The organism is Erwinia psychrophila, assembly GCF_039023475.1.
GTDB lineage: Bacteria > Pseudomonadota > Gammaproteobacteria > Enterobacterales > Enterobacteriaceae > Erwinia.
Map to the genome: position 1 here is coordinate 68572 of NZ_JBCHVB010000006.1, position 19547 is coordinate 88118.

Below are 19547 nucleotides of genomic sequence, written 5' to 3' on the forward strand. Positions count from 1 at the left end.
CCTGGGGGTCAGCAAAAACTTGAAGCGGGCCATAAAACGAGGAGTTAAGCGACTGTTACGCAATAATTTCCCCACCGGCAATAAAGGAAGTGACCGCCAGCATAAGGAAAAACAGAAAATGCCCTTTTCGGGCAGTAAACGGACAAATGCGCCCGAAAGAGCAAACACGACGACGCGAAAACCGGGTAAAAATAGTGATCGCCGCCGGCTGCTTTGCGGCGGTGCGCACCGGAATGCTGAAGAGCTGCTACACTTTCAGGTGCCGCAATTTTTGCGTTGCACGATCCAATCATTGGGCGAACCCATTGCAACAATCAGAGAAAACGCATTCCCATTACAGGACGTCTGATGCAATGTTTGGCCTGAGAACAGACTACCGTGTCGGCCAGCTTTGACGTCACTGATGAACCTCTCCCGACAGGCGTCGGGCGGTTGGCGTTGCCGGCTTTCAGCCCCCAACGCGTTGGGCGAGCTAACCCCGTTCCTGACAGCCTCCGGGCCAGAGTGACCGCCACGGTTATATTTGCTTTGCAGATTGCATATCAAGGAGCCATGAGATGAACCAGCTAGAAGCACTGAAACAATACACCACCGTGGTGGCTGACAGTGGCGATATCGAATCCATTCGTAACTACCACCCCGAAGATGCTACCACCAACCCGTCTCTGATCCTGAAAGCCTCCGGCCTCGATTCCTACAAGCACCTGATCACCGACGCCATCGACTACGCGAAAAAGCAGGGTGGCAGTAAAGAAACGCAGATTATTAATGCCAGCGACAAAGTTGCCGTCAATCTGGGCATGGAAATACTGAAAAGCGTGCCGGGCCGCGTCTCTACTGAAGTGGACGCCCGCCTCTCCTTTGACCGCGGCATGTGCGTCACCAAAGCGGAAAAGCTGGTCAGAATGTATGAGGACAACGGCATTGACCGCTCGCGCATCCTGATCAAACTCGCTTCCACCTGGGAAGGTATCCGCGCGGCGGAAGAGCTGGAAAAAAATGGCATCAACTGTAACCTGACGCTGCTCTTCTCCTTCGCCCAGGCCCGCGCCTGCGCCGAAGCGGGCGTATTCCTGATCTCCCCGTTTGTCGGACGCATCTACGACTGGTACAACACCCGTAAGCCGCTCGACCCTTATATTGTGGATGAAGATCCGGGCGTGGTTTCCGTGCGTAATATCTACGAGTACTACAAGCAGCATCGTTATAACACGGTGATCATGGGTGCCAGCTTCCGTAAAACGGAACAGATCCTGGCGCTGGCAGGCTGTGACCGTCTGACCATTTCCCCTGACCTGCTGAAGCAGCTGCAGGCGAGCGACGCGCCGGTAGAACGTAAGCTGGTGCCTTCCACGCAGGGCTTCCACCACCCGGCCCCTCTTTCAGAATCTGAATTCCGCTGGGAACATAATCAGGATCCAATGGCGGTTGAGAAACTGGCCGAAGGTATCCGTCAGTTCGCGGTTGATCAGCAGAACCTGGAAAATGTCCTGGCTGCCAGACTGTAACCCATTCCTAAATGGGCGGAGAATGACCCGCTTTTGCGTACGACACCAAAAGCGGGCTGTTACGTCGTTGTACGTACCCCGCCCGTTTTATCCCACTAAAACTCAGGGAGAAAAAGATGTCTTCACGTAGAGAACTGGCAAACGCAATTCGTGCGCTAAGCATGGACGCCGTCCAGAAAGCAAATTCCGGACATCCGGGCGCCCCTATGGGCATGGCAGATATTGCTGAAGTGCTGTGGCGCGACTTTATGCATCACAACCCAACTAACCCGGCCTGGGCCGATCGCGATCGCTTTATTCTCTCCAACGGTCACGGCTCGATGCTGCTTTACAGCCTTCTGCACCTTACCGGCTACGACCTGCCTATTGAAGAGCTGAAGAATTTCCGCCAGCTGCACTCTAAAACGCCAGGCCACCCGGAAATCGGTTATACCCCGGGCGTGGAAACCACGACCGGCCCGCTGGGTCAGGGTCTGGCTAACGCCGTGGGTCTGGCGATTGCGGAACGCACGCTGGCCGCGCAGTTTAACCGTCCGGGTCATGACGTTATCGATCACCATACCTACGTCTTTATGGGCGATGGCTGCCTGATGGAAGGGATTTCTCACGAAGTCTGTTCGCTGGCCGGTACGCTGGGCCTGGGTAAACTGATCGGCTTCTATGACCATAACGGCATTTCAATTGATGGCGAGACGGAAGGCTGGTTCACCGATGATACGGCGAAGCGTTTCGAAGCCTATAACTGGCACGTCGTGAATGAAATTGACGGGCACGATGCGGAAGCGGTGTCGCGGGCAATTAAAGAAGCCCAGAGCGTGACGGATAAACCGTCCCTGCTCATCTGCCGTACCACTATCGGTTTCGGCTCGCCAAATAAAGCGGGCAAAGAAGAGTCACACGGCGCGCCGCTGGGTGAAGATGAGATCGCGTTGACACGTAAGCAGCTGGGCTGGAACTACCCGCCATTCGAAATTCCTCAGGACATTTATGCCCAGTGGGACGCGAAAGAAGCGGGTCAGCAATACGAGAAAGCCTGGAACGAGAAGTTTGCCGCCTATAAGGCTGCTTATCCGGAGCTGGCGAAAGAGTATGCCCGCCGTATGGATGGCGGTATGCCGGAAAGCTGGGAGCAGGAAACCCAGAAATTCATCGAGGAGCTGCAGGCTAATCCGCAGAAAATTGCCAGCCGTAAAGCCTCGCAGAATACGCTGGAAAGCTTCGGCAAAATCCTGCCTGAGCTGCTGGGCGGCTCCGCCGATCTCGCGCCGAGCAACCTGACTATCTGGTCAGGCTCCAAACCGCTCAACGAGGATCACGCCGGTAACTATATCCATTATGGCGTGCGTGAATTCGGTATGACGGCCATTGCCAACGGTATTGCTCACCATGGCGGCTTTGTGCCTTATACGGCTACCTTCCTGATGTTTGTGGAATATGCCCGTAATGCCGTGCGTATGGCCGCGCTGATGAAAGCGCGCCAGATTATGGTTTATACCCATGATTCAATTGGTCTGGGCGAAGATGGCCCTACGCACCAGCCGGTTGAGCAGATTGCCAGCCTGCGCGTCACGCCAAACATGAGCGTCTGGCGCCCCTGTGACCAGGTGGAAACGGCGGTGGCCTGGAAACATGCCGTTGAACGCCATCACGGTCCTACCGCGCTGATCCTTTCCCGTCAGAATCTGGCGCAGCCTGAGCGCACGAAAGCACAGCTGGAGAATATCTCCCGCGGCGCTTACGTGCTGAAAGATTGTGAAGGCACGCCGGAAGTGATTCTGATTGCGACAGGTTCAGAAGTGGAAATCACCCTGGGCGCGGCGGATAAACTGACGGCAAACGGGCATAAAGTTCGCGTAGTTTCTATGCCGTCAACCGATCTGTTCGATAAGCAGGATGTCAGCTATCGCGAATCAGTGCTGCCTTCTACCGTAACGGCCCGCGTAGCGGTGGAAGCAGGAATTGCTGATTACTGGTACAAGTATGTCGGTCTGAACGGCTCCATCGTCGGTATGACCACCTTTGGTGAGTCGGCTCCGGCGGCGAAACTGTTTAACGAATTCGGTTTCACGGTTGAAAATATTGCCAGCCATGCCGAGAAGCTGCTTAAGCCTCACTGATCGCTCTCCGCTTAACGCCCGGCGCTTCAGCCCGGGCAAAAAAAACGCCCTCAGGGGCGTTTTTTTATGGCGTCATTTCCACGCTTGTCGTGGGTTCCGGCGGCATCTTTTTGCTGGTCCAGAGCCTGGGCCAGTCGTCGCTGCCGTGCCAGGCATCACAGGTGCTCTCTTCCACATACTCCGCCAGTACGAACTCGCGCCCGGTATACTGCCAGCGCGTCGCCAGGCCGCAGTCCCCGATCCCCCTTCCCTTGCTGTAGGTCAGCAGCTGACCGCGGCTGACATCATATTCCGCGTTCACCAGATCAAGCTGCTTTTCCGTGCGGCCCGGCGGCAAGAAAGGCAGCGTAAGCGTGACGCCTTTTGCCACATAGGGCAGCGTGCGGGTCACCTCAAAAGCCAGATCGATAACGTTATAGGCCCCCATCTCGCAGCTGACCAGCAGCAGCGCCTTCTCATCCGACAGCGGTGCGACGCTGACCACACGACGCTGGGGATCCAGCGAGCATTCATCGGTATTAATACGCCAGGTGCCGTAATCGATAAGGCCCGTGGTCTCCTCTCGGGTCAGCGCCAGCGGCGGGCGGCGCGGCGCGGCAATCAGGGGGATGGCGGGCTCGGGGGGCACGTCATAAGCCCCGCGTTCGCCCCGCCTGACCCAGGCACTCATGCCGTTGATCCTGCCCTGGACATCATCCATTAACAGCAGCGCCGCCTTCATCCCCTCTAATGAGATGACCGCGCCTGGACGATAAAGGAGCTGAATATTATCCGCCTCCATCACCTGCATCAGAAATTCATCAATGGAAATGGCGTGCGTGGTGGTGAGATGGTGTGGCCTGACCTCCCAGTGCTTAAGGTCCAGCTTTAGCCGCTGTCCGTCGAGCAACAGGTTATCTTTCAGCGGCGCGCCCTTCAGCTCACCGGTATAGCGATTACCATAATCAATACTGAGCAGCGGCCGATCGTCGCTGCCCGCATGACGACGGATAGTCATCACCAGGTTATTATCTCCCGGAAAATTTCGCGCGACGCAGTAGTTCTGATTGTTACAGGTAACTTGCCAGTCAGAGAACGTTTTCTGCAGGGGATCGGCGTACAAAGACGCAGAGAATAACAACAAGAAAAGAGGGGCCAATTTATTCCAGTAAGACATTGATAACCTGATTCCCCGGATGACATAGAGTACTAAGAATAACGCAATGGTCTCCCATAAGCAGGAATTTATCAATGGAGAGCCTCTGGACAGACTGCGGCGTGCGCAAAAAGCGGCGTCGGGCGTGAATGTAAGCCGCTTTTATGCAAGGCATCATCCCGGCTCTTTCATCCCGACTCAATGAGATTAATCGGACAAAGCAGACGAATAAGTTTATTTCATTCGTACTGATTAACCTTCGCAGATGTCATTATTCTGTGAATGCAATAGCCCGAGCCTGAACGGCCCCCGGAATACAATTATAGCGGTGATAACGTGACAAAGATCACTATTATTATGAAACAAATCAGGTAAATGACATTTAAACGGCAGGCGGCTTTAGCATGCTGCTAATAGCCTGTCACTTCACACCAACAGGCAACATGTTCTCATAGTGCTGCAATGCGTTAGTCGGTGGATATCCGCCGGAAGGCAAGCGGCTGGTGGCGTCCATCACGGATAATCAAAAAATAGATAAACAGGGTTTTCGGTGATGACCGTCTTCCTGAAAAAAGGTTTTTATTGCTTTTATACAAGCATGAGGTTACAGCAATATTATAACCTCAAGAATAAGCCTTCATTAGATAATGCTTCAGCCAGTATAAAATATTAAGCTCAGAACTACTATTATCTTTCCCATTCAGATATAAACACCCTCTTCGGTCAATATAAAAATCGAATATAAAGAGATGCAACTCCCGGCAGCAGAGCGATTGGCTGAAGCGTCAGGCCAGGCTCAGCCACCCTTCAATTAGCGCGTGCTGCATCAGCATAACGGTTTTTCCATCCTTAATATGGCCCGATTTGATCATGGCCCAGGCCTGAGGGAATGGAATTTCCATTACGTCAATATCCTCATCCTCAACGCCGCCGCCGGCATTTGCACGCAGGCCTTCATCATATTCGGCGGCAAAGAAGTGAATAAGCTCCGTGACCCCGCCTGGCGACATATACATCTCATAAAGCTTTTCTACTTTGCCAACCGCATAGCCCGTCTCCTCTATCGCCTCCTTGCGGATGCACTCCTCCGGCGAGTCATCATCCAGCAGGCCAGCACAGGCTTCGATCAGCATGCCGTTTTCATTGCCGTTGACCCAGGTGGCAATACGGAACTGACGGGTCAGGATGATGCTGTTTTTTTCCCGGTTATAGAGCAGGATTGTCGCCCCGTTACCCCGATCGTAAACCTCACGCCGGTGGCGAAGGGTTGCGCCATCCCTGGTGGTGAGATCGTAGGTGAAGTTACGCAGAACGAACCAGTTTTCCGACAGGATTTTGTTTTTAATGACTTCGATTTTGGCTGACATACAGGCTCCGGTGCGTTTCAGGAGCCTGTCATCATAAAGCGTGCGTCGGGGGAAAACTATCCGAAACTGGCGGCAAGCCCGCCCCTTCACCGCGGCCCGCAACGAAAAAAGGCGGCCCTTTCAGGCCGCCCCGGTGAATGACTGCAAAGCGTGTCAGTCAGGCAATTTTTCCAGCGAGGGCTGGTCGTCATGCTCCGTCTGCGCCACGGCGTTCACGCGCTTGCGCACCCCGAACCAGCCCAGAATCAGGAGCAGCGCAATCAGCGGCACTGACGCAATGGTGTAGGTGCCGTTCGGATAGTCGAAGGCCATCAGCACAATGACGCTGGCCAGAAACAGCAGCGTCAGCCAGGAGGTAAAGGGCGCACCCGGCAGCTTGAAGCTGACATCCTCCGCCTTTCCTTCTTTGATCGCTTTGCGCAGGCGCATCTGGCATACCATGATAAACGCCCAAGAGGTAATGATGCCCAGCGACGCCATGTTGAGCACGATTTCAAAAACACGCGACGGCACAATATAGTTCAGCCAGACGCCGATGATGTAGACGCCAATAGTGACCAGAATGCCCATGTAAGGCACCTGCTGTCCGCTCATCTTTGACATGAACTTCGGCGCCGAGCCGCCCATCGACATGGAGCGCAGAATGCGGCCGGTGCAGTAAAGCCCCGAGTTGAGGCTGGAAAGGGCCGCGCTCAGCACCACGATATTCATGATGCTGCCCGCATAAGGCACGCCCAGTCTGGAGAAGAAGGTAACAAACGGACTCTCTCCGGCCTGATAGGCGTTCCACGGCAGCAGCAGTACCAGCAGCACTACCGATCCGACATAGAACAGGCCGATGCGCCAGATAACGCTATTGATGGCCTTCGGCAGCATGGTTTTCGGGTCTTTACACTCCCCCGCCGCCGTCCCGACCAGCTCGATGGAGGCGAAGGCGAACACCACGCCCTGCACCAGTACCAGCGCCGGTAGCAATCCATGCGGGAAGAAGCCGCCATTATCACTGATCAGATGGAAGCCAGTCGTATTGCCATCGAGCGGCTTGCCGCTTCCGAGGAAGACCACGCCCACCACGAGGAAAATGGCAATGGCCAGCACCTTAATCAGCGCAAACCAGAACTCCATTTCAGCGAACCACTTTACTCCCACCATATTCATGGTACCGACAATCGCCAGGGCGCCCAGCGCGAAGACCCACTGCGGCACGTCGCCAAACGCGCCCCAGTAATGCATATAGAGCGCCACGGCGGTAATGTCGACGATACCGGTCATGGCCCAGTTGACGAAGTACATCCAGCCCGCCACGTAGGAGGCCTTCTCGCCAAGAAACTCGCGGGCATAAGAGACGAAGCTGCCGCTGGAAGGACGATGAAGCACCAGCTCACCTAACGCGCGGAGAATAAAGAAAGAAAAAATACCACACACTAAATAGACGATAGCCAGCGCCGGTCCCGCCATTTGCAGGCGGCCGCCCGCCCCGAGAAACAGCCCTGTCCCTATCGCGCCGCCGATAGCAATCATCTGAACGTGACGATTATCCATCGCTTTTTGATAGCCGGAATCATGAGAATTTAACCAACGTCTTCTTGCCGCGCGCTTATCGCTCACCGCGTTTTTATCCGCTTTCATTTTCTGTCCTGATTATCCTGTCCAAAGTGATACGGCCCCCCTCCTGGGCAGCCTCAGTTAGATAGCCAACCAAACGATTGCGCTTCAGCACAAACGTCCGGGCAACGCTCCCCTTTCTGTAATTATATGCCTGGCGAACGGGGGAAAATTGCGGCGATGCATCCTAACCGTTCTCTCTTTCTGACGCAAAAACTGTTATGAGAAAATCGCAACCTTTTGTTAAATCACTCTTAAAAGCGAAAAATCCTGGCGGGATCGCACGGTCGCTTCAGCGTGGTCGCCGGCAAGAGATAACCCGCTCAGGTCAGTATCCTGACGGCCTTTTAGCGTTATACTCGCCAGCCTGTTGCCTGAGGGATAAAAGATGATGACGCGTTCTGTGACCAGCAGCCTGGCCCGCGCCCTGTTCGCGATTGCCCTGCTTTCCGTGTTCTCTACCGGCCTGGCGATGCTGACGCTTTCGGCCAGCCTGCGCGATGCCGAAGCGGTGAATATCGCCGGATCGCTGCGTATGCAGTCCTATCGCCTCGCCTGGGATGCCACCACCAACTCGCCCGATCTGGCAAAGAACATTCAGCTTTACCATCAGTCGCTTGATGCGCCTGCGCTGCGCGCGCTCGACCGTCGCTATGTGCCCACCAGCGTCCGCGAACGTTATCATGCGCTGCTGCACGCCTGGCAAAAGCTCCGGCCCGACCTTGAAGCGGGAAAAACCCTGGATTACCGGCAGAATGTTTCCCATTACGTGGCGCAAATCGACCGCTTCGTGCTGGCGCTTCAGCACTGGGCGGAGCTGAAAATGTTGCTGGTTGCCGGTACCAGCGTGCTGGGTTTTATCGCCATCGCCGCGCTGGTTGTCTGGACGCTGCGCAGGGTCAGACGTCAGGTGGTGCTGCCGCTCAATAAACTGGTGATGGCCAGCCACGAAATTGAGCAGGCTAACTTCCATCCCGGGCCGCTGGATACCGGCCTGGAAAATGAACTTGGGGTGCTGGCCCGCGCCTTTACCCATATGTCCTCAGAGCTGGAAAAGCATTACCACCATCTTGAGGAAGCGGTAAAAGAGAAAACCCAGGATCTCCGTCAGGCTAACCGGCGGCTGGCGCTGCTTTATCGCTGCTCCGAAATGCTCAGCAGCCATATGAACAGCGCGCAGGCCTATCCGCAGGTGCTGGAGCGGATGCTTCAGCACGAAGCGCTCTGCGCTATTTCGCTCACGGCGCCGCCCCAGTGGGAAGTGACCGTGGGGCAGCCGGATGAGAAGCTGGCCTGGCAGCGCCTGCAGCTCGATCCTTCCGTTGGCGCTCAGGCCGGAGAGCTGCGCTGGCAGGCGCTGCGCAGTGAACCGCAGCTGATGCAGGGATTCGCCACGCTGCTGGCGCGCTCGCTTCAGCTTGAGCGCGCACAGCATAAAGTTCAGCACCTGCTGCTGATGGAGGAGCGCGCCACTATCGCCCGCGAATTGCATGACTCCCTGGCGCAGTCGCTGGCCTATCTGCGGATCCAGCTGGCCCGCCTGAAGCGGGTCGTTGATGAGAATGCCGCCCCCGCCAGAGCGATCGTCACTGAAATCGACCAGGCGCTCAGTGAGGCAAACCGGCAGCTCAGAGAGCTGCTGACCACCTTCCGCCTCTCCATTGAACCGGCGGATTTGCCCACCGCTCTGGAGCAGGTTATCGCTCCGCTTCGCCAGCAGACCAGCGCCACCATCCTGCTGGAGGGCCAGCTTACCGGTCAGCATTTAGAGGCGCAAAAGCAGGTGCACGTCCTGCAAATTGTGCGCGAAGCGCTGCTGAATGCCATACGCCATGCCAGCGCGACGCAGATCGCCGTTCGCTGTAGCCTTAATGAGCAGGGAGAGAACCGGATTGAAATATGCGATAACGGTAAGGGCCTGGCCGATCCTGAAAGCCCTCCCGGCCATTACGGCCTGTCGATTATGCAGGAGCGGGCATCCAGCCTTAACGGAAATCTGACTGTCAGCCAGATTGAAACGGGCGGGACCAGGGTTTCGCTGATTTTTTCTGACCACTGAGGAATAAGCGTTGGAAAATATTTGCCCGCCAGCTGAGCCAGCAGGGTTATCCGGCATGATAATTTACATTTTCTCCTTATTTCCTCCACGATTCTTCACAGAGCAGCGGGTAGAGTGGAGATCTGTCGACGTGAAATGCATAAACGACACAACTTTGCAGCTAATACACTTTCTCTTGCGCCCCGGGCAAACGGCAAGCGCCTTACTTTTTCACACTGATTAAGCCAGGAGTTTATCGTCGATGGCGAATTTCTTTATCGATCGCCCCATTTTTGCCTGGGTGATAGCGATTTTACTTTGCCTTACCGGCACGCTGGCCATTTTCTCCCTTCCCATTGAGCAGTATCCCGATCTCGCCCCGCCTAACGTGCGTATCAGCGCTAACTACCCCGGAGCTTCTGCCGAAACGCTGGAAAACACCGTCACCCAGATCATCGAACAGAACATGACCGGCATCGATAACCTGATGTATATGTCCTCCCAGAGCAGCAATACCGGGCGGGCTACCATCACGCTGACGTTCGTGGCGGGCACCGATCCGGATGAGGCGCGTCAGCAGGTACAGAACCAGCTGCAAACCGCGCTGCGCAAGCTTCCCCAGGATGTACAGTCTCAGGGCGTTACCGTGACCAAAACGGGTGATACCAATATTCTGATGGTCGCTTTCGTCTCGACGGACGGCAGCATGGATAAGCAGGATATCAGTGACTATGTCGCCAGCCACGTTCAGGATCCCCTTAGCCGTATCGACGGCGTGGGCCAGGTGGATGCCTACGGTTCTCAGTACGCCATGCGGATCTGGCTCGATCCCAATAAGATGATTAACTATGCGCTGACCACCGAAGATATCGTCAGCGCAATCCGCTCCCAGAACAGCCAGGTGGCTGTAGGCCAGCTTGGCGGGCTGCCCGCCGTCGATCGCCAGGCACTTAACGCCACCATTAATTCTCAGTCTTTACTGACTACCCCTGAGCAGTTCAGCAATATCACCCTCAGGGTGAATCAGGATGGCTCAGAGGTAAAGCTGGGGGAAGTGGCCCGCGTCGAGCTGGGCGCGGAGAAATATGATTTTCTCAGCCAGTATAACGGCCAGCCGGCTTCCGGACTGGGCGTCAAGCTGGCGTCTGGCGCTAACGAATTACAAACCGATGAGCTGGTGCGCGCGCGTATTGATGAGCTGTCGCGCTATTTCCCTCCCGGCCTGAAGGCAGAAATTGCCTACGAGACGACCCCCTTTGTAAAAGCCTCAATTGAGGACGTCGTCAAGACGCTGCTTGAAGCGGTTGTTTTGGTGTTTGTAGTGATGTACCTGTTTCTGCAGAATTTCCGCGCCACCCTGATCCCGACCATTGCCGTCCCGGTGGTGTTGCTTGGAACCTTTACGGTGCTTTCACTGTGCGGCTTCAGTATCAACACCCTGACCATGTTCGCTATGGTGCTGGCAATTGGCTTACTGGTTGATGATGCCATCGTCGTGGTGGAAAACGTCGAGCGTATTATGAGCGAGGAGGGGCTTTCGCCGCGGGAAGCGACGCGGAAATCGATGGGCCAGATTCAGGGCGCGCTGGTGGGGATCGCGCTGGTGCTGTCGGCGGTATTTATCCCAATGGCGTTCTTTGGCGGCACCACGGGCGCCATCTATCGTCAGTTCTCTATCACCATTGTGTCCGCCATGGTTCTGTCAGTGCTGGTGGCCATGGTCCTCACTCCGGCGCTTTGTGCCACCCTGCTTAAGCCGCTGGCAAAAGGCGAGCATCACGGCAAACGGGGATTTTTTGGCTGGTTTAACCGCATGTTTAACCGTAACGCCGACCGCTACGAGCGCGGCGTCGGGCGGATCCTGGCTAAGACGGGACGCTGGCTGCTGCTTTATATGGCAATCATCGGCGGCATGGCACTGCTATTTTGGCATCTGCCGACCTCCTTCCTGCCGCTGGAGGATCGCGGCGTATTCACCACGCAGATCCAGCTTCCTCCCGGCTCAACCTTGCAGCAGACCAATAAAGTGGTCAACCGCGTTGAGCGCTATTACCTGACGCAGGAGAAGGACAATGTGCTGTCAGTTTTTTCCACCATTGGCGCTGGCCCGGGTGGGAATGGGCAGAACGTCGCCCGCATGTTTATCCGCCTCAAACCCTGGCAGGCGCGCGAGGGAGCGGAAAACACCTCTTTCGCAATTATTGAGCGGGCGACGAAAGCCTTCAGCCGCATCAGGGAAGCCAGGGTTATCGCCAGCAGTCCGCCTGCCATCTCGGGTATGGGAAGCTCCTCGGGATTTAACTTGCAACTGGAGGATCATGCCGGGATGGGCCACGATGCGCTGATGGCGGCGAGAAATCAGCTGCTGGCCGCCGTCGACAACGAACCGGCGCTGGCGCGGGTGCGGCACAACGGGCTTGATGATACGCCGCAGCTGCGTATTAACGTCGATCAGCATAAAGCGCAGGCGCTGGGTGTCTCAATAGACGATATTAATAACACGCTGCAAACCGGCTGGGGATCGACGTACGTTAACGACTTTCTCGACCAGGGCCGGGTGAAAAAGGTCTACGTTCAGGCCGCCGCGCGTTACCGTATGCTGCCGGATGACATCAGTAAATGGTATGTGCGCAACAACAGCGGCGGCATGGTGCCCTTCACCGCTTTCGCCTCTACCTCCTGGGAGACCGGCTCGCCCCGGCTGGAACGCTATAACGGCTATTCTTCCGTTGAGATCGTTGGCGAGTCCGCTTCCGGTGTCAGTACCGGCACGGCCATGGATGTGATGGAAAAACTGGTCAGCCAGCTCCCTACCGGCTTTGGCCTGCAGTGGACAGGCGCCTCCTTCCAGGAACGCATGTCCGGCGATCAGGCGCCAGCGCTCTATGCTATTTCGCTGCTGGTGGTTTTCCTCTGCCTCGCCGCGCTTTATGAAAGCTGGTCCATTCCCTTCTCGGTGATGCTGGTAGTGCCGCTGGGCGTGGCGGGGGCGCTGGTCGCGACCTGGCTACGGGGACTGGAAAACGACGTCTATTTCCAGGTAGGCCTGCTGACCGTTATCGGGCTGTCGGCCAAAAACGCCATCTTGATCGTGGAATTCGCCAGTGAAATTAACCGTCAGGGGCGGGATCTGCGTGAAGCGACGCTGGAAGCCTCACGACAGCGCTTGCGCCCTATCCTGATGACGTCGCTGGCGTTTATTTTTGGGGTACTGCCAATGGTTATCGGTAGCGGCGCCGGCTCCGGCAGCCAGCACGCCGTCGGCACAGGCGTGATGGGCGGGATGATCTCCGCGACGATACTGGCCATTTTCTTCGTGCCGCTTTTCTTCGTGCTGGTGCGTCAGCGCTTCCCCTTAAAGGCGAAGCCGATCGCATAATGAATAAAGGCAGCCGGTTGGCTGCCTTTGTCAATTTGGTCTGCTGCAGGTCAAGCTTGTTGATTGTGTCGCCGAGCTTTTCTTTTTTTGAATGTGTTACTTACGGGCTAACATCGCTTCAATAAAGTCCTTCCAGTTCCCCAGTTCTGTGTCAATCATGATATACCTCTCTTTGCTGTGCAGCCATTATAGGATTAATCCTAATGCAAAGTGAATATCTTTCGCTAAGGAAACCCACCTCAAATGACCATCAAGATATGGATTTGTGTGGCAGGCCACATTTTTGCCGCAGAAAGGGGGTATCAGGCGCAAGCGGATAAGGGATGCAGTAGAGAAGCAGGCCTGAGGGGGGCAGGAAGATGAGGGGTTTTCGCCACGCTTTCGGGATTATTCGTCAGCGGATCGTCGGTAAAATGAGGAAGTAAAAGCCTCAGGGGGCTGGCTATCCCCCTGATGTCGCTGAACTATTTCAGGACAATGACTTTATCGTAGCCGCCACTTTCACTGTCAATGTGAGTTTTGGCATCGGGGTGATCTCGCAGGACTGCCTCGACGATCTGGTTGAACGTTTCGCAGCGACTGTTCTTCTTCCTGGCGATCACAATGGTTGACTGGGTTTCATCTACCGTATGAGCGGAAGACGCTTGCATATAGTTCACGGGGTTCTCCTTTTATTACGTTATTCTCTGGGTAATATCCTCGCCTTCCCTGCTGCCTCACAGGCGCATCCGTTGTAGACTAACCGCCTGAACAGTATCGAATATAGTTGAAACCCATAAAAAACAGAAGGGAACCCGTTATGCTGACGATGTACGGCATCAAAAACTGTGACACCATCAGGAAGGCGCGTAAGTATCTGGAAGCAAACGGCGTTGCTTATCAGTTTCATGATTATCGTACCGACGGGCTGGATGCGGCGCTGCTGCAGCGTTTTACCGATACGCTGGGCTGGGAGCCTCTTCTTAACACGCGGGGCACCACCTGGCGCAAGCTCAGCGAAGAGGCGCGGAATGCGATAACGGATGCGTCAAGCGCGTCAGAACTGATGCTCGCGCAGCCTGCCATCATCAAACGTCCGTTGCTCTGCCGCGCCGACGGCTCTATGCTGCTGGGCTTCAGTGAAACCACTTATCAGCCCTTTATTTCGGAGAAATCCTGATTATGTTCTGTCCGGTCATTGAGCTGACGCAGCAGCTTATTCGTCGCCCTTCCCTCAGTCCGGATGATGCCTGTTGTCAGGCCATTTTGATCGCGCGACTCCAGGCGATCGGCTTTACGATAGAGCCCATGCATATCGGCGACACCCTGAACTTTTGGGCCTGGCGCGGTAAGGGCGAAACGCTGGCCTTTGCCGGTCACACGGACGTTGTGCCAACCGGCGACGCTACCCGCTGGATCAATCCGCCTTTTGAGCCCACCATTCGTGACGGTATGCTGTTCGGACGCGGCGCGGCGGACATGAAAGGTTCGCTGGCGGCCATGATCGTGGCGGCTGAGCGTTTCGTCGCGACGCATCCCAATCATCAGGGCCGGCTGGCCTTCCTGATCACCTCGGACGAAGAGGCCAGCGCGACCAACGGCACGGTAAAAGTTGTCGAAGCCCTGATGGCGCGCAATGAGCGGCTGGACTACTGCCTGGTGGGCGAACCTTCCAGCACGGAAAATGTCGGCGACGTGGTGAAAAATGGCCGCCGGGGTTCCATGACCGCCAACCTGACGCTGCATGGCGTTCAGGGACATGTGGCCTATCCTCATCTGGCAGATAATCCGGTGCATCGCGCCATGCCCGCGCTGAATGAGCTGGTGGAAACCGTCTGGGATCAGGGGAATGCCTTTTTCCCACCGACAAGTATGCAGATCGCCAACGTACAGGCGGGAACGGGCAGCAACAACGTCATTCCGGGCGATTTTTTTGTGCAGTTTAACTTCCGCTTCAGTACCGAACTGACCGACGAGATGATCAGGCAGCGTGTCAGGGATCTGCTGGATCGTCACCAGCTTCGCTATACGCTGGAGTGGAAGGTTTCCGGCCAGCCCTTCCTGACCTCAACGGGTAAGCTGGTGGATGCGGTGGTCAATGCGGTTCAGCACTATAATGAAATTAAACCGCAGCTTCAGACCACCGGCGGTACTTCCGATGGTCGTTTTATCGCGCGCATGGGAGCGCAGGTCGTGGAACTGGGGCCGGTTAACGCCACCATTCATAAAATCAATGAGTGCGTTAAGGCGGCTGATTTGCAGCTGCTCAGCCGCATGTACCAGCGTATTATGGAACAGCTGATCGCGTAAGGGTGAACGTATGGAATGGTTCAAAGAGTACTGGTGGATACTGATTATCGTCGTTATGGTCGGCGTACTGATGAACGTTTATAAAGATCTGAAGCGCATCGACCATAAAAAGTTCCTGGATAACAAGCCGGAACTGCCGCCGCATCGTGATTTCAACGATAAGTGGGATGACGAGGACGACTGGCCGAAAAAGAAATAGCCTTGCTGCGGGGGTTCAGCCCCCGCTTCCTGCCTCTAACGCCATAATATACGCCCGCCACGCCTCATCGCGCTGCGGATCGAGCGCAGTCAGCGCCCGCTGCGTTTCCTGTCGCCAGCCAGCCAGTAGCGCCTTACGACCAGAAAGCGCGAAGCGCTGACAGAGCATCGCTGCCGTCAGCCGCTCAGACAAGGCCGCGCGCAGCAAAGGTATCTCTCCGCTAAAATGCACCGACAGCCGCCCCAGCGCGCCAATGCTCGCTTCAAATGGCCGGTGCGCCCAGGCAAAGCCAGCCAGTTCCCGCCAGTCATCTTCATCCAGTGGTTCATCGCGCATCAGGCTGCTTTGCTGCAACAGTAAATCCACAGATGCCCGGACGGTTTTGTCACCCACCAGCATCCGCAGCCAGGGCCAGTCGCGGACAAGCCGACGCGATGCCCGTCCGGCCAGCGCTTTTCCCCGTTCGCTGACCGGGAGCAGGGCCATCGCGGTATGACAGCCGCTGCTCGCCTCCGTTTTACTGCCAAGCCGCACCAGCTGAAACCCACAAGCCCGCCAGAAGTGCCAGAGCGCCTCCGTATAGCCAAAGCTGACCGAAAGGAAATCCAGCCCTGCGGCAGCCTGCTGGCTTTGCAGCACCAGTTCCCGGCCGGTTCCCTGCCTGCGTAGCGCGGGCGCCACAGCGATCCGACTGATGCGGCGAGAAACGAGGCATGGCGCCTCAGGGAAACCGCCGTGGGCGGCAAGCGACTGGGCCAGCAGATTCCCTCTCGGCCGTCGTAATCCGGCCCAGACCGCCTCAGAGAGCGCTTCGCTCAGGCCGCCCTCTTCCACCAGCCACATCGCGCCTACCACCCGATCATCCTGTAGCGCAGCGCTAAAATGCATACCCGGCGCATCCATCATGCGCCGCAGATCCAGCGGTGAAGTCCGGTAATGGGCGCTGGTGAGAAGCCGGTAAATCGCCTCAAGCCGTCCGGGATTCGTCTGCCACTCCTGCTGAACAGGCGTGGCATAGCTGACCGGGACATCAGTTACTGAGGGCATCTCTTCATCAAACAGAAGCGCTGCGCCGACAAAACGCTCCAGCGGATCTTCTGCTGACCAGCGCAGGGGGCGATCAAGCCTGAGCTGGATAGCGCCCGGCAGGCTGGCGATGAATTTAAGCAGGAAGCCGCGCCCGGTGCCCTCATAGCCCTGCAGCGTGGTGGTTAGCAACACGCGGGGAAAAAGGGAGACCATCTGGTGCAGCAGCGGGGCCGGGATCGCCGCCGCCTCATCAATAAGCAGCCAGTCAATGTCCTGTGGCCGCTCTTCCGGCGGCAGGCCCAGCAGACGATCTGGTGCAATAAAGCTGAATTTTTCGCCGGCAAAGTGTGCCAGCACCTCCGTGGAAACTTTCGCCGGTGCGGTTATCAGCGCACCTCCTGGCCAGCGGGCCGCCAGCAGGCCGGCGAGCGCGGATTTGCCCCGTCCGCGCGGTGCGATAAGCACGTAGGTCGCGGGCTCGCTTTTAAGCAGCCGGGCCAGCAGCGCCTGCTGCTGAGATGTATCATCAGGCTGCCAGTCAGCATGAGCCGTAATCGCAGGCAGGCTGAAAGGTTGATGCTGCTGTAGCACGGCAACATCCTTATCCTGCCGGATAAGGCGCTGCAAACGGCGGGTAAAGTGTGGTGTGGCTGTCGCCGCTGGCTGTCCGCTCCAGCGCAGCGCATCGGTATCGGGCTGACTGGCCCATTCCTCCCATGCGGGAACCAGCATCAGCAGCCAGCTACCGGCCTTCAGCGTCCCGGCCAGCGCCGCCAGCGCCTCCGCATGGAAACCGGTACGGGCATCAAACACGGCATGAAGGAATTCACGGCCCAGCAGCGTAGCGGCCGCCTGGGGCGCGCAGTTCAGCGGGCTTTGCGGCGCGTCGCCCAGCCAGAGCCAGTCTCCCGGCAGCCAGGCCATAAACTGCCGCGCCTGCGTCAGACACCACTCCGCCTCGCCGCTCACCACCACCAGCCGTCGCATCCCCTGCTGTCTGAGGGTTTCAGTCTGATCAGGCAGCGTGGTAATTTGCGTCATCAGCGGCCTGCGAAGGTGTCACACTGGCCGGGGTTACCGCCGTCAAATCCCTTTTTAAACCAGCTGTAACGCTGCTGCGAGGTGCCATGCGTGAAGCTGTCTGGCACCACACGCCCCTGGCTTTTCTGCTGCAGCCGGTCATCGCCGATCGCCTGCGCCGCGTTCAGGGCTTCCTGCAGGTCGCCCACTTCCAGCACGTTTTCCTGCTGCATGTAGTGGCCCCACACGCCGGCAAAACAGTCCGCCTGTAGCTCCATTTTCACCGACAGCTGGTTAACCTGCGTCTGGCTGGCACCCTGCTGCATCTGGCGGACTTTTGGTTCAATCCCCAGCAGACGCTGCACGTGATGTCCCACCTCATGGGCAATAACATACCCCTGCGCAAAATCACCGTCCGCGCCCAGGTTAGTTTTCATTTCGTCATAAAAAGAGAGATCGATATAGACAGTGCTGTCAGCCGGACAGTAGAAAGGTCCCATGACCGACTGGCCGGTGCCGCAGCCTGTCCGGGTTGCGCCGCGATACATCACCAGCTTCGGCGGCGTATAGGTCTTACCCATCTGCTGAAAAATTTTCTGCCAGGTGTCTTCAGTGGTGGCCAGAATCACCGAGGTAAACTGGGCCGCCTCATCCTGCCGGGGATCGATGCCCTGCTGCTGCTGAGACTGCGAGACTGAGCGGGTTTCGCCGGTCAGCAACGGCGAAAGATCATAACCGTAGTAGCCCGCAATCATGACGATAATCAGCAGGATTATCCCTCCCTTTCCACGCGGTATCCGCATGCGTCCGCCGCCTATTGTCGGACCGGATTGATTACGGCGATCGTCCACGTTATCGCTCTCACGGCGCCCTTGCCAACGCATAAATTACTCCTTGTTATTGTCACCTGCTGGTTGATGCATTGATTCTAGTCGGACGGGGGGGCTAACACCAGCCTGAAAGGCCAGGGAGAAAATATGAGCGGGGGTACAGAGAGGCCGGGCGGCGGGCGGAAATAAGGCTGCGGCAGGGCGCCGCAGCCGCGATAATCAGTCCAGCTTCACGCCGAGACGGTTTGCCACTTCTTCGTAGGCTTCAATCAGACCGCCAAGGCTCTGACGGTAGCGGTCCTTATCCATTTTTTCGAGGGTGGCCTTATCCCACAGGCGCGCGCCATCCGGGGAGAACTCATCGCCCAGCACCACTTCGCCGTTGAACAGGCCAAACTCCAGCTTGAAGTCCACCAGAATCAGACCGGCATCCGCAAACAGTTTGCTGAGCACCTCGTTTGCTTTGAAGGTCAGCTCACGCATACGCGCCAGATGTTCTTTGCTGACCCAGCCAAAGGTTTCACAATAGGATTCGTTGATCATCGGATCGTGGCGGGCATCATCCTTCAGGAACAGATCGAACAGCGGTGGATTAAGCTCCATCCCCTCTTCCACGCCAAGACGCTTCACCAGCGAGCCTGCCGCACGGTTACGCACCACGCATTCAACCGGCACCATATCGAGCTTTTTCACCAGCGCTTCGTTATCGGAAAGCAGCGCCTCCATCTGGGTCGGAATGCCGGCTTCCTGCAGTCTGGTCATAATGAAATAATTAAATTTATTATTAATCATTCCTTTACGATCAAACTGTTCGATACGCTCACCGTCCAGTGCTGACGTATCATTGCGGAACTCGAGCACCAACAGATCCGGGTTTTCGGTACTGTAAACGGTCTTCGCTTTGCCGCGATACAACTCAGCTTGCTTTTTCATCTGTTAAACTCCAAACGTGAAATCTACCGGGTCATCAACCCAAAATTATCGTGCAACAGTCTAATCTTTGCGGCGAAAAAAACGAAGCAATCGTTTAC

At 56.5% G+C, this 19547-nt stretch carries 15 protein-coding genes; 7 read left to right on the forward strand and 8 right to left on the reverse strand.

Annotation, left to right across the window (positions count from 1 at the left end):
- Positions 1–557 precede the first annotated feature (557 nt).
- Together tal and tkt are read left to right on the forward strand one after the other, a co-directional pair.
- The gene (gene tal, locus AAH446_RS14835) at positions 558–1508 is read left to right on the forward strand and encodes a transaldolase (protein ID WP_342907456.1); all 951 of its coding nucleotides are present in this window, start codon (positions 558–560) and stop codon (positions 1506–1508) included.
- 116 nt (positions 1509–1624) lie between these two features.
- Positions 1625–3625: a transketolase gene (tkt, locus tag AAH446_RS14840; protein ID WP_342907457.1), complete on the forward strand. Its 2001-nt coding sequence runs from the start codon at positions 1625–1627 to the stop codon at positions 3623–3625.
- A 64-nt stretch (positions 3626–3689) separates the two neighbouring features.
- Here the strand turns inward: tkt and AAH446_RS14845 are convergent, their stop codons facing one another.
- The 3 genes from AAH446_RS14845 to ansP form a co-directional block, all read right to left on the reverse strand.
- The gene (locus AAH446_RS14845; protein WP_342907458.1) at positions 3690–4781 is read right to left on the reverse strand and encodes a DUF1176 domain-containing protein; all 1092 of its coding nucleotides are present in this window, start codon (positions 4779–4781) and stop codon (positions 3690–3692) included.
- Between the two features lie 764 nt (positions 4782–5545).
- The gene (gene nudK / locus AAH446_RS14850; protein WP_342907459.1) at positions 5546–6127 is read right to left on the reverse strand and encodes a GDP-mannose pyrophosphatase NudK; all 582 of its coding nucleotides are present in this window, start codon (positions 6125–6127) and stop codon (positions 5546–5548) included.
- Positions 6128–6280: 153 nt separating this feature from the next.
- On the reverse strand, positions 6281–7756 hold the full coding sequence (ansP, locus tag AAH446_RS14855; protein WP_342907460.1) for an L-asparagine permease: 1476 nt from the start codon (positions 7754–7756) through the stop codon (positions 6281–6283).
- A gap of 364 nt (positions 7757–8120) precedes the next feature.
- Between ansP and narQ the strand changes: the two genes are divergently transcribed.
- Together narQ and acrD are read left to right on the forward strand one after the other, a co-directional pair.
- Positions 8121–9791, forward strand: a complete 1671-nt coding sequence (narQ, locus tag AAH446_RS14860; protein ID WP_342907461.1) for a nitrate/nitrite two-component system sensor histidine kinase NarQ — start codon at positions 8121–8123, stop codon at positions 9789–9791.
- Positions 9792–10032: 241 nt separating this feature from the next.
- Positions 10033–13149 carry a multidrug efflux RND transporter permease AcrD gene (gene acrD, locus AAH446_RS14865; RefSeq protein WP_342907462.1) on the forward strand — a complete coding sequence of 1039 codons (3117 nt, stop codon included), beginning with the start codon at positions 10033–10035 and terminating at the stop codon, positions 13147–13149.
- Between the two features lie 96 nt (positions 13150–13245).
- On the opposite strand, the gene ypfM is transcribed toward acrD, so the two are convergent.
- Both ypfM and AAH446_RS14870 read right to left on the reverse strand, forming a co-directional pair.
- Entirely contained in the window at positions 13246–13308 is a 63-nt protein-coding gene (ypfM, locus tag AAH446_RS19790; RefSeq protein WP_152540207.1) for a protein YpfM, read from the reverse strand.
- Between the two features lie 305 nt (positions 13309–13613).
- Positions 13614–13808 carry a hypothetical protein gene (locus tag AAH446_RS14870; protein ID WP_342907463.1) on the reverse strand — a complete coding sequence of 65 codons (195 nt, stop codon included), beginning with the start codon at positions 13806–13808 and terminating at the stop codon, positions 13614–13616.
- Between the two features lie 140 nt (positions 13809–13948).
- On the opposite strand from AAH446_RS14870, the gene AAH446_RS14875 reads away from it, so the two are divergent.
- The 3 genes from AAH446_RS14875 to AAH446_RS14885 are packed head-to-tail and all read left to right on the forward strand — an operon-like array spanning position 13949 to position 15637.
- Positions 13949–14308, forward strand: a complete 360-nt coding sequence (locus AAH446_RS14875) for an ArsC family reductase (RefSeq protein ID WP_342907464.1) — start codon at positions 13949–13951, stop codon at positions 14306–14308.
- A gap of 2 nt (positions 14309–14310) precedes the next feature.
- Positions 14311–15438 carry a succinyl-diaminopimelate desuccinylase gene (gene dapE / locus AAH446_RS14880; RefSeq protein ID WP_342907465.1) on the forward strand — a complete coding sequence of 376 codons (1128 nt, stop codon included), beginning with the start codon at positions 14311–14313 and terminating at the stop codon, positions 15436–15438.
- A gap of 10 nt (positions 15439–15448) precedes the next feature.
- Positions 15449–15637 (forward strand): YpfN family protein, encoded by a 189-nt coding sequence (locus tag AAH446_RS14885; protein ID WP_342907466.1) that lies wholly within the window; start codon positions 15449–15451, stop codon positions 15635–15637.
- 15 nt (positions 15638–15652) lie between these two features.
- Here AAH446_RS14885 and AAH446_RS14890 read toward each other — a convergent pair whose 3' ends face one another.
- From AAH446_RS14890 to purC, 3 genes are all read right to left on the reverse strand, one after another.
- Complete coding sequence (locus tag AAH446_RS14890) at positions 15653–17698, reverse strand: tRNA(Met) cytidine acetyltransferase TmcA (protein ID WP_463322824.1); 2046 nt, start codon at positions 17696–17698, stop codon at positions 15653–15655.
- Positions 17699–17706: 8 nt separating this feature from the next.
- Complete coding sequence (gene ypfJ / locus AAH446_RS14895; RefSeq protein WP_342907468.1) at positions 17707–18570, reverse strand: KPN_02809 family neutral zinc metallopeptidase; 864 nt, start codon at positions 18568–18570, stop codon at positions 17707–17709.
- A gap of 165 nt (positions 18571–18735) precedes the next feature.
- The gene (gene purC / locus AAH446_RS14900) at positions 18736–19449 is read right to left on the reverse strand and encodes a phosphoribosylaminoimidazolesuccinocarboxamide synthase (protein WP_342907469.1); all 714 of its coding nucleotides are present in this window, start codon (positions 19447–19449) and stop codon (positions 18736–18738) included.
- Positions 19450–19547: the final 98 nt, after the last annotated feature.

Excerpts from the sequence above, each read along its gene's own strand:
- tal (WP_342907456.1), top strand. The coding sequence starts at position 558 with ATGAACCAGCTAGAAGCACTGAAACAATACACCACCGTGGTGGCTGAC.
- tkt (WP_342907457.1), top strand. The coding sequence starts at position 1,625 with ATGTCTTCACGTAGAGAACTGGCAAACGCAATTCGTGCGCTAAGCATG.
- AAH446_RS14845 (WP_342907458.1), bottom strand. The coding sequence starts at position 4,781 with ATGTCTTACTGGAATAAATTGGCCCCTCTTTTCTTGTTGTTATTCTCT.
- nudK (WP_342907459.1), bottom strand. The coding sequence starts at position 6,127 with ATGTCAGCCAAAATCGAAGTCATTAAAAACAAAATCCTGTCGGAAAAC.
- ansP (WP_342907460.1), bottom strand. The coding sequence starts at position 7,756 with ATGAAAGCGGATAAAAACGCGGTGAGCGATAAGCGCGCGGCAAGAAGA.
- narQ (WP_342907461.1), top strand. The coding sequence starts at position 8,121 with ATGATGACGCGTTCTGTGACCAGCAGCCTGGCCCGCGCCCTGTTCGCG.
- acrD (WP_342907462.1), top strand. The coding sequence starts at position 10,033 with ATGGCGAATTTCTTTATCGATCGCCCCATTTTTGCCTGGGTGATAGCG.
- AAH446_RS14875 (WP_342907464.1), top strand. The coding sequence starts at position 13,949 with ATGCTGACGATGTACGGCATCAAAAACTGTGACACCATCAGGAAGGCG.
- dapE (WP_342907465.1), top strand. The coding sequence starts at position 14,311 with ATGTTCTGTCCGGTCATTGAGCTGACGCAGCAGCTTATTCGTCGCCCT.
- AAH446_RS14885 (WP_342907466.1), top strand. The coding sequence starts at position 15,449 with ATGGAATGGTTCAAAGAGTACTGGTGGATACTGATTATCGTCGTTATG.
- ypfJ (WP_342907468.1), bottom strand. The coding sequence starts at position 18,570 with ATGCGTTGGCAAGGGCGCCGTGAGAGCGATAACGTGGACGATCGCCGT.
- purC (WP_342907469.1), bottom strand. The coding sequence starts at position 19,449 with ATGAAAAAGCAAGCTGAGTTGTATCGCGGCAAAGCGAAGACCGTTTAC.